The sequence below is a fragment of the Agromyces intestinalis genome (assembly GCF_008365295.1).
In the GTDB taxonomy this organism is placed as follows: Bacteria; Actinomycetota; Actinomycetes; order Actinomycetales; family Microbacteriaceae; genus Agromyces; species Agromyces intestinalis.
In genome coordinates this window covers 1,970,369-1,984,842 of sequence record NZ_CP043505.1, presented here as the reverse complement: position 1 = coordinate 1,984,842, position 14,474 = coordinate 1,970,369, and the positions used below count along the sequence as shown (strand labels likewise).

The 14,474-nt window shown below is 71.3% G+C and carries 14 protein-coding genes; 6 read left to right on the top strand and 8 right to left on the bottom strand.

Translation table 11 applies throughout. The features are described from left to right. The first annotated feature begins 237 nt into the window (after positions 1 to 237). Both FLP10_RS09090 and FLP10_RS09085 read left to right on the top strand, forming a co-directional pair. Positions 238 to 921, top strand: coding sequence for a hypothetical protein (locus FLP10_RS09090; RefSeq protein WP_149160576.1), 684 nt, complete (start codon positions 238 to 240; stop codon positions 919 to 921). Continuing rightward, on the top strand, positions 918 to 1,463 hold the full coding sequence (locus FLP10_RS09085) for an RNA polymerase sigma factor (RefSeq protein ID WP_149160575.1): 546 nt from the start codon (positions 918 to 920) through the stop codon (positions 1,461 to 1,463). Before FLP10_RS09090 ends, FLP10_RS09085 begins: the two co-directional genes overlap by 4 nt. A 35-nt stretch (positions 1,464 to 1,498) precedes the next feature. On the opposite strand, the gene FLP10_RS09080 is transcribed toward FLP10_RS09085, so the two are convergent. Genes FLP10_RS09080 through FLP10_RS09070 form a run of 3 tightly spaced genes read right to left on the bottom strand, consistent with a single transcriptional unit; the run spans position 1,499 to position 4,453 of the window. Then, positions 1,499 to 3,097, bottom strand: coding sequence for an HAAS signaling domain-containing protein (locus FLP10_RS09080; protein WP_149160574.1), 1,599 nt, complete (start codon positions 3,095 to 3,097; stop codon positions 1,499 to 1,501). Next, positions 3,094 to 3,471, bottom strand: a complete 378-nt coding sequence (locus FLP10_RS09075; protein WP_149160573.1) for a PadR family transcriptional regulator — start codon at positions 3,469 to 3,471, stop codon at positions 3,094 to 3,096. Before FLP10_RS09075 ends, FLP10_RS09080 begins: the two co-directional genes overlap by 4 nt. A 40-nt stretch (positions 3,472 to 3,511) precedes the next feature. Then, the gene (locus FLP10_RS09070; RefSeq protein ID WP_149160572.1) at positions 3,512 to 4,453 is read right to left on the bottom strand and encodes a zinc-binding dehydrogenase; all 942 of its coding nucleotides are present in this window, start codon (positions 4,451 to 4,453) and stop codon (positions 3,512 to 3,514) included. Between the two features lie 65 nt (positions 4,454 to 4,518). Here FLP10_RS09070 and FLP10_RS09065 point away from each other — a divergent pair, with 65 nt between their 5' ends. After that, positions 4,519 to 5,178 carry a TetR/AcrR family transcriptional regulator C-terminal domain-containing protein gene (locus tag FLP10_RS09065; RefSeq protein ID WP_149160571.1) on the top strand — a complete coding sequence of 220 codons (660 nt, stop codon included), beginning with the start codon at positions 4,519 to 4,521 and terminating at the stop codon, positions 5,176 to 5,178. On the opposite strand, the gene FLP10_RS09060 is transcribed toward FLP10_RS09065, so the two are convergent. Then, positions 5,179 to 5,781, bottom strand: a complete 603-nt coding sequence (locus tag FLP10_RS09060) for a YbaK/EbsC family protein (protein ID WP_149160570.1) — start codon at positions 5,779 to 5,781, stop codon at positions 5,179 to 5,181. It lies immediately after the preceding gene. Between the two features lie 86 nt (positions 5,782 to 5,867). Here FLP10_RS09060 and FLP10_RS09055 point away from each other — a divergent pair, with 86 nt between their 5' ends. The 3 genes from FLP10_RS09055 to FLP10_RS09045 are packed head-to-tail and all read left to right on the top strand — an operon-like array spanning position 5,868 to position 9,882. Beyond that, the gene (locus FLP10_RS09055) at positions 5,868 to 7,142 is read left to right on the top strand and encodes an MFS transporter (protein WP_149160569.1); all 1,275 of its coding nucleotides are present in this window, start codon (positions 5,868 to 5,870) and stop codon (positions 7,140 to 7,142) included. Positions 7,143 to 7,190: 48 nt separating this feature from the next. Further along, positions 7,191 to 8,528, top strand: coding sequence for a guanine deaminase (gene guaD, locus FLP10_RS09050; protein ID WP_210418363.1), 1,338 nt, complete (start codon positions 7,191 to 7,193; stop codon positions 8,526 to 8,528). A gap of 22 nt (positions 8,529 to 8,550) precedes the next feature. Continuing rightward, positions 8,551 to 9,882 carry an MFS transporter gene (locus tag FLP10_RS09045; RefSeq protein ID WP_149160568.1) on the top strand — a complete coding sequence of 444 codons (1,332 nt, stop codon included), beginning with the start codon at positions 8,551 to 8,553 and terminating at the stop codon, positions 9,880 to 9,882. A gap of 75 nt (positions 9,883 to 9,957) precedes the next feature. On the opposite strand, the gene FLP10_RS09040 is transcribed toward FLP10_RS09045, so the two are convergent. The 4 genes from FLP10_RS09040 to FLP10_RS09025 form a co-directional block, all read right to left on the bottom strand. Continuing rightward, positions 9,958 to 10,377, bottom strand: coding sequence for a ribosomal maturation YjgA family protein (locus FLP10_RS09040; protein WP_149160567.1), 420 nt, complete (start codon positions 10,375 to 10,377; stop codon positions 9,958 to 9,960). Between the two features lie 160 nt (positions 10,378 to 10,537). Next, a complete protein-coding gene (locus tag FLP10_RS09035) occupies positions 10,538 to 11,677 on the bottom strand; it encodes a fatty acid desaturase family protein (protein WP_149160566.1) in 1,140 nt (379 codons plus the stop codon). Between the two features lie 129 nt (positions 11,678 to 11,806). Next, the gene (locus FLP10_RS09030; protein ID WP_149160565.1) at positions 11,807 to 13,357 is read right to left on the bottom strand and encodes an MATE family efflux transporter; all 1,551 of its coding nucleotides are present in this window, start codon (positions 13,355 to 13,357) and stop codon (positions 11,807 to 11,809) included. A gap of 161 nt (positions 13,358 to 13,518) precedes the next feature. After that, positions 13,519 to 14,388, bottom strand: coding sequence for an alpha/beta fold hydrolase (locus FLP10_RS09025; protein ID WP_149160564.1), 870 nt, complete (start codon positions 14,386 to 14,388; stop codon positions 13,519 to 13,521). Positions 14,389 to 14,474: the final 86 nt, after the last annotated feature.

Genomic DNA, 14,474 nt, shown 5'->3' with positions numbered 1-14,474 from the left:
CGGGCGGAACTCGAGCCGGCGCCGAGTCGTCCATCCTCGCGGATCAGGAAGGAGTCGGCGACACGCCGTCCATTCGGGTCCGACACGCCGGGGAGTCGGGCGGCCTTCCTGAACGGCGAATCGTGGGCGCGGCGGAAGAGGTCAGCACGGTAGGGACTCGTGCCGACCTTCGGCGAAGCTGACGCCGAACCGGCGCATCCGGACATGTACTGGGTGAATGCATCGAAGGAGGGCCTGATGACCGACCCGCTCGACGACCTCGTGCGCGCTGCCGCGCCGACCGCGCTCGGGGAGGCCGACGAGACCCGCGAGCTCGCCCTCGCGCTCGCGGTCGCCGCCGCACAACCCGCGAACCGGCGCCGCCGGCGAACCGGCCGCCTCGCGATCACCGTGATGCTCGGGCTCGGCCTGCTCGGTGCGGGAGTCGGCGCTGCCGCAGCGGTGCCCGCGATCGCCGGCTGGCTCGATTGGGCGCCCGACGCCGTCGCCGAGCGGTCGTTCGAGTTCGGCGAGGGCACCCCGCTCGGGCGGTGCGAGGTGCTGGTCCGCGTGCAGCCGGTGTACGGCGCGCTGCCCGACTCCGAGGTCGATGGTCGTCTCGAGCAGGCGCGACGGTTCCTCGCCGACGAGAATTGGGACGACGAGCTCGCGTCGATCACCGAGCGCGAAGTTCGTGCGGCGTTGCAGCAGGACCAGGCGAAACGCGATCAGCTCGCAGCCGAGGATCCCTCGGTGACACCGCCGCCGGCGACCCTGTCGCTCGCCGCGACCCGGATCATGTACGCGCGGTTCGCCGCTGAGTTCGAGCAGGCCGGGTTCTTCGACGACGGCAGCGTCTCGCTCGAGGCCGCTGCCGGCCCCTGCGACGGGGCCCGTGGTGGCGCCCGCGACGATGCCTCCGACGCGGACGACGAGCGATGACGGCCGAGCACGACACCGAGACATTCGAGGCATCCGAGGCATCCACCAGGCTCGAAGCGGCCTATCTGGCGAACGCGGCCGACCTGCTCAGCTATCTCGGGCGTCGAGTCGCCGACCGCGCCGACGCCGCCGACCTGCTCGGCGAGACCTTCCTCGTCGCGGCCCGCCGCGCCGCACTGATCCCGCGCGACGAAGAGCAGGCGCGGATGTGGTTGTTCGGCGTCGCACGACGAGTCCTGGCCAACGCCGCGCGCGGCGACGTGCGGCGCGTCCGGCTCGCAGCACGGCTGCGGGAGCAGGTCGCCGCGCTGCCGCCCGAGCTTCCGACCGACGATGCGATCGAGGTCCGGGCCGCCATCGAGCGCCTTCCCGTCGACCAAGCCGAGGTCGTGCGACTCGTGCTGTGGGACGGCTTCACCCTGGCGCAGGCCGCCGCGATCGTCGGTGCCAGCGAGCCGGCCGTGCGCAGCCGGTACCAACGGGCCCGCGCCACGCTGCGTGCGCTCCTGCACGAGCACCACTCCGGACGGAGCATCCGATGACCGAACGCATCGAGCCCGCCGCGATCGCCGCAGCCTCAGGAGCCGAGCGGACGGCGGCGACCCGCCACGAGCAGCCGCGCGGCGATCGCGAGCTGCATGGCGCCGGCGATCGCCAGCACGACGGGCCACGCGCCGGTGATCGCCAGCGAGTCGGTCAGTGAGGGGTTCGGGTCGGAGCCGTAGTAGCGCCCGCCCGCGGTCGCCGCCGAGTCGACGACGAGCAGCGCGCCCAACCACAGCAGCGGTGCCGAGATCGTGGCGATCAACCGGTCGGCCGAGCCCCAGCGACGCGATCGCAGCACCACGATCACTCCCACCAGCCAGAGCAACGACCCGGCGATCGCGAGCCACGCCGCCACGATGGCGGAGCCCGCAACCTCGCCCGGGGCGGCCGGCTCGGCGGTGCGCAGCGCGAACACGGCGGCCACCGCGACCGCGCCGAACAGCATCGCGACCGCTGCAGCGATCGCCGCGGGCCATCCGTCGAGCGAATCGACCTGTTCGCGCGCCGACCGGAACCGCGCCGCCGCCCAGCCGACCGCGACGAGCACGAACGGCAGCACGAACCGCGCGAGCGGGTCGAGCAGCGCGACGGGGTCTGGCAGCCCCGGCGCCAGATCGATACAGACATCGCCCTGACACGCCCGCACCCCGGGAATGGAACCGATCACTCCGCTCAGCGTCACGGCGAGCACCGCACCCGCCGCGCCGGTGGCGAGCACACCCAGGATCCGCTCGGTGGTGCTCCAGCCGCGCGAGACGAGGAGCTCGGCGATTCCGACGGTCAGCACGAGGGCGGCGATCCAGCCGGTGACGGGCAGCGCGGCCCACGAGCGCGACACCAGCGTCGGCACCGTCACGATGGCCGTCGCGACCGGCACCGCCGCGACCGCGAGCACCGCACCGGGCCAGCGATCGGCGACGCCGAGCACCCCGCCGCGCGGCGCGTCGTATCGAGGCGCCCGCGGCACCTGCAGCACTCGCCACCGGTCGTCGGCGCTGCGGCGCAACCGAAGCAGAAGCACGAGGGCGATCGCCGGCGGCGCCAGGACGAGGGCGGTCCAGAGGTACCCGAATCCCGTCGTACGCAGCACGAGCAAGAAGAAGGCCATGGTCGCCGGGATCGCCACCGTCGCGAACACCTTGTCGCCCAGCCGCCAGCGCCGCGAGTTCCAGAGCAGCACGAGGCCGACGAGGAAGGCCCAGAAGCCGGCTGAGATGACGGGGATCCCGATGAGCACGAGCGTGATCGCAACCCCCGCCGTCGAGTCGAGGAACCGGCGCACCCCGGCGGTCGGCACGGGGCGGTCGGGTCTCGAGACCGTCCCTCCTTCGTCGGTCGCTCCTCGCCCGGCGGTAGCGTCGTCGGTCGTTCCTCGACCAGCGGGTGCGACGGGGTCGCCTGCGGGCCGCTCGACCGCCGCCGCGATGACCGCCGGGTCGCCGAGGTCGCTGAGCGCGGCGTCGAGGTCGAACGCTTCGCCGCGCTCCGCGGCATCCGCCCTCGCCTCGCGAAGGTGCTCGGCCAACTCGGCGACGATGCCGTCGGCCTGCGCCGGATCGATCGCCGCGACCTCGCGGCGCACCTCCTCGAGGTAGGCGCGCTCGGTCACCTCGTCGTGCGTCTGCGTCACCGTCGGCCCTTCTCGTCGTGCTGCTCGTCGTCATGGGTCTCGGCCACGACCGCGAGCGCGGTGTCGACCGAGCGGGCGAGGTCGCGCCAGGCGCGCTCGAACTCGACCACCGCGTCGGCACCGGCCGCCGTCAGCCGGTAGTACCGGCGCGGCGGCCCGCTCGCGGATTCGGCCCAGCGCGTCTCGACCCAGCCCGACTCGCGCAGCCGGGCGAGCAGGGGGTAGAGCGAGCCCTCGCTCGCGAGGAGGCCGAGGTCGGCGAGTCGGCGCGCGAGGTCGCGTCCGTACACGTCGCCGCCCCGCATCACGGCGAGCGCGCACCACTCGAGCACCCCCTTGCGGAGGTTCGTCTGCACGCGCTCGGCTGGATACATGTGATGCAAGGTACCAGAGCACGCAAGGTAGGCGGAAGGGTCAGGGCGTGAGGACCGCCCGGCTCGGCCCGGTGTGCGCCCAGGCGCGCCCGACCTCGGCGAGCCGGTAAGGCGTGTAGGTGACGTCGAGTTCGCCGCGCCCGATGCGTTCGACGAGGCCCGGCAGCGTGCGGAGCACGTCGTGCATCGACGCCGACCCCGCACCACTGCCCGACACCCGGATGCGCCGCGAGCGAAGGAGCGAAGCGGGCAATGAGGCCATGGCGCCCGCGACGGCGCCGATCTGCACGTACGAGATGTCGGCTGCGTCCTCGTCGACACCGCGCCGGGCCAACGCGGTGAACGCCAGTTCGGCCACGGGCCCCCACACGAAGTCGAGCACGAGGTTCGGCGGGTCGTCGCGCAACGCCTCAGCGAGGGCCTCGCCGGGGTCGACGAGCGACACGATGTGCGCGCCGCGCGCCTCGAGCTCATCGAGCACGGCGGCATTGCGGCCCGCAGCGACCACGCGCGAGGCGCCGAGCGCCAGCGCCGACTGCACCGCGAGCCGCCCGGCCATTCCGGTGGCGCCGAGCACTGCGACGGTGCCGAGCTCGCCGCGCGCCTCGAGCTGCTGCTGCAACGGCATCCATCCGGCGCCGGCCGGATTCATCCCGGCGGCGACGGCGAGCGGATCGGCGCCATCGGGCAACTCGATCCCGAATCGCGCGACCATGCGCTCGGCCATCGTGCCCCACGGCGCGCGCACGAGCCCGGTGTAGTAGCACTTGCCGTCGTCGCCCCGGCCGACCGCATCGACCCCCGGCACCAGCGGGTACGCATCGGTGCTGCCGTAGTGCGCCCCGGCCGCCATCGACCGCACGACCTGATGCAGGCCCGCCCCGACGAGTTCGAACTCGCGAAGGCCCGGCCCCGGCGAGGGCTCGGCGAACTCCGCGTACACCGGGACCGAACCCGGCGCATTCACGACTGCAGCGTGCATCACGATCTCCTTAACAAAGTTCAAGTACGCCTCCACCATCGCTTAACTTTGTTAAGGTGTCAAGCATGGCGACCACCGCTCCGAAGGGCCTCACCCGTGCGCGCATCGTCGAAGCCGCGCTCGACGTGCTCGACGACGACGGCATCGACGCCGTCACCGTACGCGCAGTGGCCAAGCGACTCGGCGTGCAGGCACCGGCGCTCTATTGGCACGTGAAGCACAAGCAGGAGCTGCTCGATGAGATGGGCACCGAGATCCAGCGACGGGTGATCGCCGCGAGCCAGCCGGTCGCCGACGCCGCGTGGCCTGAACTCCTGGGCGGCTACGCCCGCGCGCTGCGCACCGAATACTTGGCCCACCGCGACGGCGCGCGCACGTTCAGCGGCACCCGGACGACCGACCCCGCCGTCCTCCGTGCGCAAGAGCCGATGCTGCGCGCAGCCGTGGCCCAGGGGGTCGACCTCGAGCACGCCGTGACCGCAGCCGAACTCGTCACGGCGTTCGTCGTGGGCTGGGTCATCGAGGAACAGGAGCGGGGTTCCCGCCCACAGGAGTACACGCTCGCAGAACGCACGGCCGCGCTCGGCGACGACGCTCCGCTGACGGCGGCGGCCGGAGGCATCCTGGCCCGCGACCGCGAGCAACGCTTCGAGCAGCAGCTCGCGACCATCCTCGCCGCGGCGACGGGCCCGGCCGCGGCCGCGGCGCCACGCCCCGAAAACTGATCAGCCGATTTCGTTCCCCAGCCCCTCGACGACCTCGACCCCGGGCAGTGCGCACAGCACGTCGCCGGGCAGCATGATCTTCGCGCCGCGGATGCCGGCGCCGATGATCGCATCGGGCACGTCGCGTACGCGCGCGTCGACGAGCACGCGCCAGCCGTCGGGCACGCCGATCGGCGTGATGCCGCCGTACTCCATGCCGGTGAGGGCCACCGCGTCGTCCATCGGCGCGAAGCTCGCCTTGCGCGCGTCGAGCAGTCGCCGCACCGCGCCGTTCACGTCGGCGCGGGTCGTCGCGAGCACGACGCACGCGGCGTAGGTGGTCGCGTCGCCGCGGCGGCCAGCGACCACGAGGCAGTTGGCGGATGCCTCGAGCGCGACGCCGTACGCGGCGCAGAACTCGGCGGTGTCGGCCAGGCCCGGGTCGATCGGCGCGACGCGCACTCGCGCCGCCGCGGCCGGGTCGGTCGCCGCGAATTCGGCGAGCGCCCGCGAGACGGGCGCGGCCAGCAGTTCGGATGCCTCGAGCGCGGGCCGCAGATCGAGCGACGTGCGAGCGGACGAGAGAGCGGGAGCGGCAGGGACGGCGGGGGAGTGGTCGGTCACGAGGGGAGCGTACTCTGCGCCGGCGGTTCGTCGGCCTCGGGCGAGTGCCCCTGTTCCCCCGCGCGGCGGTGGTGTTGGATGTGCCCATGAGCGGCTACATCACGCCCCATCGCCCGGCTCCGACGCATGTCAGCCGCATCGGCGGCCCCGAGGCCTGGCTCGTCTGGGTGCTCGCCACCACGTTCGTGGTGTGGTTGTTCGCGATCCAGACCGGGTACGCCGTGGTGTCGCCCGAGATCCAGGAGTCGGCCGATCTCACGCTCGCGCAGGTCGGGCTTGCCGCGTCGACGTACACGTGGGTGTTCGCCCTCGTGCAGTTCTTCTCGGGTTCGCTGCTCGACCGGTTCGGCAGCCGGCCGCTGCTCGCGATCGCCGTCGCGTTCGTCGCCGTCGGCGCGTTCCTCTATGCAGGCACCACGAGCTTCGCCACCCTCGCGATCGCCCAGGCCGTGCTGGCGATCGGCGCCTCGTTCGGGTTCGTCGGCGCCGGCTACATCGGCGGCAAGTGGTTCGAGGCTGCCAAGTACGGGTTGATGTTCGGTCTCGTGCAGGCCTTCGCGAGCCTCGGCTCGGCCGTCGGCCAGCCGCTCATCCTCGCCCTGCTGAGCGCACTCAGCTGGCAGCAGCTGCTGCTCGCGTTCGGCGTGTTCGGGGTCATCCTGGTGGTGCTGTTCCTGGTCTTCGTGCGCGATCCGGTCGTGACGACCGCGCCGACGGATGCCTCGGAGCCGCGTCGGAACGTCTTCGTCGACATCCTGACGGACCTCGGGAAGTGCTTCGCCAACCGCAACGTCGTGCTGTCGGCGCTGTTCGGCGGCGCCGCCTTCGGCACCATGCTCGCGATCGGCACTCTCTGGGGGCCGCGCGTGATGGAGGCCCGCGGCGCCGGCGCCGACTTCGCGACGGTGCTCACCGCGCTCGCGTGGCTCGGCCTCGCGGCCGGCGCACCGCTCATCAATGTGCTCTCCGACCGGTGGCACAGCCGAAAGGTGCCCTCGGTGATCTGGCTGCTGCTGCAGGCAGTCGCGATCACCCTCGTCATCTACCTGCCCGCCGAGGGCAACGGCGCGGCGATCACGCTGATGTTCGCGGTCGGCCTGTTCTCGGGCGTGCAGATGCTCGGGTTCACCGTCGCCGGCGAATCGGTCGACGGGTCGCTGATCGGCAGCGCGTCGGCGATCGTCAACGGCTTCTGCTTCATCATCGGGGGCCTGCTCACCTCGATCCCCTCGAGCCTGCTGCCCGCCGAGCCGACCATCGCCGACTACCAGGGCGTGCTCTGGCTCATGCCGGCGGTGCTGCTCGTCGGCGTGGTCGCGGCGGCGCTCCTGAGAAGTTCTCGCACATCGGCTGAATCGTGATCTAGGCTCGCGAACAGGGGTCCGGGGGGATCCGGAGAGCAGGGGGACGTGCCGTACCACCTTCCGACCGGACAGGACTCGCACGCGATCCGCGGGCACATCGTGACGCTGACCGGTGATCCGTTCTTCTCGTCCGACGCGCTCGTCGAGCACACCGACGGGCTCATCGTCGTGCAGGGCGGAGTGATCACCGCCGTCGGCCCCTGGGCCGACCTGAAGGACGCGATCCCCGACGACGTGCCCGTCGACCACTACCCCGACGGCCTCATCACGTCGGGATTCATCGACACCCACGTGCACTACGTGCAGACCGGCATCATCGCCGCCTTCGGCGCCCAGCTCATCGACTGGCTGAACACCTACACGTTCGTGGCCGAGCAGAAGTTCGAGGATGCGGACTATGCCGCGCGCGTGGCATCCGTCTTCTTCGACCAGCTGCTCGCGAACGGCACGACCACCGCGCTCACCTTCTGCGCCGTCTACCCGCAGTCGGTCGACGCCTTCTTCGAGGAGGCGACAAAGCGCAACATGCGCATGGTCGGCGGCAAGGTCATGATGGACCGCAACGCGCCCGAGCACCTGCTCGACACCGCCCAGACGAGTTACGACGATTCGAAGGCACTCATCGAGCGTTGGCACGGCACCGGACGAAACCTGTACGCCGTGACGCCCCGGTTCGCGCCGACCTCGACGCCCGAACAGCTGGCCGCGGCATCCGCGCTGCTGCAGGAGCATCCGACCACCCTCATGCACACCCATGTCAGCGAGAATCTGGGCGAGATCGCCTGGGTGCGCTCGCTGTTCCCCGAGTCGAAGGGCTACCTCGACGTCTACGACCGGGCCGGTCTACTGCGCCCGGGGTCGGTGCTCGCGCACGGCGTGCACCTCAACCCGCAAGAGCGCATCCGCGTGCACGAGACCGGTGCGGCGATCTCGCACTGCCCGACCTCGAATCTGTTCCTCGGCAGCGGGCTGTTCCACGTGCACCAGGCGAAGAACCACACCCACCCGATGAAGGTCGGCCTCGGCACCGACATCGGCGCGGGCACGAGCTTCTCGCTGCTGTCGACCATGAACGAGGCCTACAAGGTCGCGCAGCTCACGCAGTACCCGCTCGACTCGATCAAGATGCTGTACCTCGCGACGCTCGGCGGTGCCGAGTCGCTCGGACTCGAGGGCGAGCTCGGGTCGATCGAACCGGGGAAGACCGCCGACCTCGTCGTGCTCGACAAGAAGGCGACGCCCCTGCTCGAGTTCCGCAGCGGCCAGGTCACCTCGCTCGAGGAGCAGCTGTTCGTGCTCGCGGTCATGGGCGACGACCGCACCATCGAGACCACCTTCATCGCCGGCGAGGTCGCGTACTCGCGCGACGGCCACGAGCACTGACGCACCAGGGAGGATCCGAACGATGTCCCAGAGCACGAGCAGCGGCACGAGCACCGAACCCGTCACGTCGAGCGGCCACGCCGCGTACTTCCACGGATCGCACCGGTGGTCGACGGGCCACCGCCGCATCGGCGGCCCCGAGGCCTGGCTCATCTGGTCGCTCGCCACGATCTTCGTGGTGTGGCTGTTCGCGATCCAGACCGGGTACGCGGTCGTCTCGCCGAACATCCAGGACACTGCGAATCTGTCGCTCTCGCAGGTCGGCCTCGCCGCGTCGACCTACACGTGGGCGTTCGCGCTGGCGCAGTTCTTCTCGGGCGCGCTGCTCGACCGGTTCGGGTCGCGACCGCTGCTGGCGATCGCGGTCGCGTTCGTCGCCGGCGGTGCGTTCCTGTATGCGGGCACGACGAACTTCGGCACCCTGGTCGCGGCGCAGATCGTGCTCGCGGTCGGGTCGTCGTTCGGCTTCGTCGGCGCCGGATACCTCGGCGGCAAGTGGTTCGACCCGCTGAAGTACGGCCTCATGTTCGGCCTCGTGCAGACATTCGCGTCGCTGGGCTCGGCGATCGGGCAGCCGCTGATCCAGGCGTCGCTGGCGCATATCACCTGGCAGCAGCTGCTCGTCACCTTCGGCGCGTTCGGCGTGCTGCTCGTGGTGCTCTTCATCTTCTTCGTGCGCAATCCCGCGCCCGAGCCGGGCGTGCCCGTCGTGAAGCCGCAGGGCAACGTGTTCGGCGGGATCTTCCGCGATCTCGGCAAGTCGTTCGCGAACATCCGCGTGGTGCTGTCGTCGATCCTCGCGGGCGCGTCGTTCGGCGCGATGCTCGCGGTCGGAACGCTGTGGGGGCCGCGCATCATGGAGGCCCACGGCGCTGAGACCGACTTCGCGACGATCCTCACCGCGATGGCCTGGCTCGGCCTCGCGATCGGCGCCCCGATCGTGAACATCGTCTCCGACCGCTGGAAGAGTCGGAAGTGGCCCGCGTTCTACGGCCTCATCCTGCAGGCGGTCGCGATCGCGCTGGTGATCTACCTGCCGCAGGAGGGCAAGGGCGCAGCCCTCGTGTTCATGTTCGCGATCGGGTTCTTCGCGGGCGCGCACATGCTCGGCTTCACGATCGCCGGGGAGGCCGTGCCCGCCAACCTGATCGGCAGTGCCTCGGCGATCGTCAACGGCATCTGCTTCATCGTCGGCGGGCTGCTCACGTCGATCCCGAGCCAGTTCCTGCCGGATGACCCGACCCTCGCCGACTTCCAGGGCACGCTGTGGCTGCTGCCCGCGGTGGTGCTGGTCGGTGCGATCGCGGCCGCGCTCATCTCGGAGAAGAAGTCGGCGGCGGCCACGGCGCGCTGACCGGGGTCGGCCCGATGGAGGTCGATTCGTGCGGCTGAGGTCGGTCTGGGTCGGCCTCAATCACGCAAAACGGCCTCAGTCACGCGAAACGGCCTCAGTGATGCGGGGCCGCCTCACCTGCGCACGCGCGGCGACGACGTACGCCAGCGCGGCGCCGCCGGCGTACGCGACGAGGTCCCATGGGTCGAACGAGCTGCCGAGCACCAGGCGTGCCGGCGGCACGGCCGCGACGACGACGGCCGGCAGCCCGGTCAGCTGCAGCAGCTCGACCGCGGCGGACACCCCATAGGCGATCGCGCCGACCGCCCACGGCCGAAGGGTCGGGGCCGCGACGAGCACGAGGCATCCGATGAGCGCCGCGTACAGCACGCTGCCGAGCACGTCGACGACCGGCGTGCGGTCGAGGATCTGCAGGGCGAGGCCGAGCCCGAGACATCCGAACGCCGCGAGCGCGGCGATGAGCCGAACGCGACGGTGAGGGCGGGCGCGAGGCATCCGCTCAGTGAACCACAACCGCCGGCCGGCCCCGCCTGACCTGCCCGACCCGCGCGCCGACTCGCCGGCTCCGCCCGATGGAGCTCGATTTGCGCGACTGAGGTCGGTTTGGACCGGGCTCAGTCGCGCAAATCGGCCTCAGTGCTGGCAGGCTGCCTGCTCAGTCGCGGCGGCGGTACGCGTCGATCATCGGGCAGTCGAAGGGGTCGCGCGCGGCGAGGCCGACCCGGTTCAGGTACGCGATGACGATGCCGTACGACTCGATGAGCCCGGTCTCGGTGTAGCGCACGTCGTTCTCGCGGCAGTACTCGCGCACGATCTCCTGGGTGCGGGCGAGGGCCGGCCGCGCCATGCTCGGGAACAGGTGGTGCTCGACCTGGTAGTTGAGACCGCCCATGGCGGCGTCGATGAACCAGCCGCCGCGGATGTTGCGGCTCGTCAGCACCTGGCGCTCGAGGAAGTCGACGCGCACGCCACGGCCGATGAGCGGCATGCCCTTGTGGTTGGGGGCGAAGGATGCACCCATGTAGACGCCGAACACACCGAGCTGCACGAGCAGGAAGACGGCCGCGAGCAGCGGCGGGAACGCCCAGAACACGAGCGCCGTGACGCCGATCAGGCGCACCGCGATGAGCGCGATCTCGAGCCGGCGGCGCTTCACCGGCGCCGCGCCGAGCACGTGCCGGATACCGTGTGCGTGCAGGTTGATGCCCTCGAGCAGCAGCAGCGGGAAGAAGAGGTACCCCTGCTTGCGCGTGATGAGCCGCACGAGCCCGCGGCTGGCCGCGGCGTCCTCCTCGAGGAACGAGATGGTGTCCTTCTGGATGTCGGGGTCGCGGCCGATCACGTTCGGGTTGCCGTGGTGTCGGGTGTGCTTGTTCATCCACCAGCTGTAGCTGATGCCGACGACGAGGTTCGCGAGGATGAGCCCGGCCCAGTCGTTCGCGGGGCCCGAGCGGAAGACCTGACGGTGGGATGCCTCGTGCGCCATGAACGCGAACTGCGTGAACACCACGCCGAGGACGGCTGCGACGAGCAGCTGCCACCAGGAGTCGCCGATGAGCAGGGATGCCCCGATCGAAGCCGCCGCGACGAGGGCCCAGAGCACGGTCTTGCGCACGTAGAAGCCGACGTGCCGATCGAGCAGCCCCTCGGCCTTGATCTGTCGCGACAGCCTGGCGAACCCGCTCTGAGCGGGGTCGATCGCGTCATCGCGACGTCGACCGGCGGTGCGGATGACCGGCGTCAGGGTGCCGGTGAGTTCGGCGCCCTCGGGGCGCTCCAGGACCTGCAGGCTCATCTGCGCTCATCTCTTCGTCCGAACGAACGAATGGAGAGCCAGACGAACGCCGCGAGGGAGTGTCCCTCGTCGCCGGCCGTTGGATCCGACCGATGAGGGGAGCGTACGTGCGAGGCGGGTCAGGTCGCATCACACGCATGAGCCATCTCGACCCCGTACCCCGGTACGGGTGCGGGTGCGCAGCGAGCGGATGCCTCGCCGCCGGCGCTTCCCGCCGCCGACCTCGGCCGCGGCATCCTGCACGGGGATCGCGCCGGTCACGACGGTGTCGACCGTCATCGACCCGTCGACCGGACCGACCACCTGGATCGGCGTCGTCGGCGTCGCGGTGCGCGGCTCGACGCGCATGCGCGCGAGGCGACGGTGCTCGCGCACGTACGCGGGCACGAGCAGCACCACCGCGCCCAGCCAGGCGAGGGGGTTGCTCCAGACCACGCCGACGAACCCGAACATCGACCCGAGCACGACGGCAGCGCCGACCCGCATCACCAGTTCGATCACGCCCGTGATCGTGGGCACCATCGTGTGCCCGAGGCCCTGCAGCGCACCGCGCAGCACGAACAGCACCCCGAGGGCGGTATAGGTCAGGCCGTTGATCGTGAGCATCAGTGCCGCGTCGGCGACAACCGACTCGGCCCCGGCCGCGTCGCCGACGAAGAGTCCGACGAGGTGCGAGCCGAACAGGATCAGCAGGGCGCCGAGCACCAGTGCGGCGGCGATCGACATCCAGGTCGCCTGTACGACGCCACGGCGGATGCGATCGGGTCGGCGTCCGCCGAGGTTCTGCGCCGTGAACATCGAGACGGCCAGGCCCAGCGACTGCAGCAGCGCGACCGCGAGCGAGTCGACGCGGGCGCCCGTCGTGTAGGCCGCCACTGCGCCGGCACCGAGGCTGTTCAGCGCGACCTGCACGGTGAGCGTGCCGATGGCGATGATCGACGCCTGGAACCCCATCGGCAGGCCGACGCGCAGGTGCTCCGAGACATCCGCCCGCGTCACCCGCCAGTCGGCGCGACGCACGTGCAGCACCGGAACCCGGCGGCGCACGAACTCGAGGCAGAGCGCGACCGAGACCGCCTGCGCGACCACCGTCGCGAGCGCAGCGCCGGCGACGCCCCAGTCGAGCACGCCGACCATGACGAGGACCAGCGCGATGTTGAGGCCGCACGCCACGGTCAGGAACACCAGCGGCGTGCGCGAGTCGCCGATCGCACGGATGATCGCCGACAGGTAGTTGAAGAACATCATGGTGGATGCCCCGAGAAAGCTGACCTGGGTGAAGACCGTCGCCTCGGGCAGCAGCTCGGGCGGCGTCTGCAGCAGCTCGAGCGCGGGCCCGGCGATGATCGGAGCACCCACGGTGAGCACGATGCTCATCGCGCCGGTGATCAGCGTGCCGGTCGCGACCGAGCGGCGCACGGCATCGTGGTCGCGCGCGCCGAACGCCTGCGCGGTCGGGATCGCCAGACCCGAGGTGACCCCCCACGAGAAGCCGAGCAAGAGGAACAGCAGGCTTCCCGTCGCGCCGACCGCGGCGAGCGAGTCGACGCCGAGATGCCGGCCGACGACGATCGCGTCGGCGACCTGGTAGAGCTGCTGCACGACGTTGCCGAGCAGCAGGGGCACGGCGAAGACGAGGATGACGCGCCAGGGCGCGCCGGTGGTGAGGGTTCTGGCCATTGGATGCTCTCGGGGCGGGTCGCGAGGTCGGAGGGAGGGTCGACGGACGGATGCCACGAAGAGCACCGCGTGACATCCTATCGAATCGATTCGAGCCGCTCGACACCGGGGAGTGGACTTCGGCGCGGTATGCGTGGTTCACGGTGATTCCAGCGCATCGGTCACAGATGTGAGAGCGCCTCCGAGGCGACGAGTCCTGGCTCGCTGATCGGCACCATATGGCCCGAGAGCTCGGCCGGGACGTACCGGCCCCCGGCGAGCCGGCGGGCCGTCTCCCGGTGGGCGTCCACGATCGAGGCCCGCACCCTGGCGTCGAGCGCACCGGTGCGCTGGCCCGAGATCACGCTCACGGGGATGTCACCGAGGTCGAGCGGGCGTGCCCGCAGCGCGTCCAGGCCGTCGATGACGTGGCGCTGCTCGGCGGCGGTCGCACGGGCGGCCGACACCGAGGTCGATGCGGCCAGCACCGCGCGCCGCATCGGCTCGGCGAGACCCGCGACGAGACCGCGCGACAGCGCCGAGAGCAGACGCATGCGCGCCAGCGGCACCATCAGCGCAGCCTGGGCGGCGAACTGCCGTCGCGCGGCCGAGCCGAAGTACAACGACGAGTGCTCGTCGCTCTGGTCGACGAGCACGACACCCGCCGGCCGGTCGCCCCGCTCGCGGCGACGTGCCGCGAGCACTCGAACGACCGGCCCGCCCCAGCTGTGGCCGACGAGCACGAGCCGGCGGTGCGGGTGCGCGTCGACGACCGTCTCGAGGTCGGCGACGAGCCGGGCGAGGTCGCGCGGGCGGTCGTCGGGCGAACTCGCGCCGAACCCGGCCCGTTCATAGGCGACGACGCGCGCCCGTTCGGCGATGGCCTCGTGCACCGGGCCCCAGTACAGTCCGCTCAGCCCGAGACCGGCCTCGAGCACGACGAGGTCGTCGCCACTGCCCCCGACCATCGTGCGCAGGCGACGCGCGTCGGCGGTCGTGACGAACTCGTCATGCCCGACCAGCCCGCGACCGATGACCGCCTCGTCTGCCATGCGCTGCTCCTCGCTGCTGATCGGAAAGAACCGTCGCGCACGCCTGTGGATTCCCGACCCGGTCGACTTCGGTGGCGCAGGTCGCG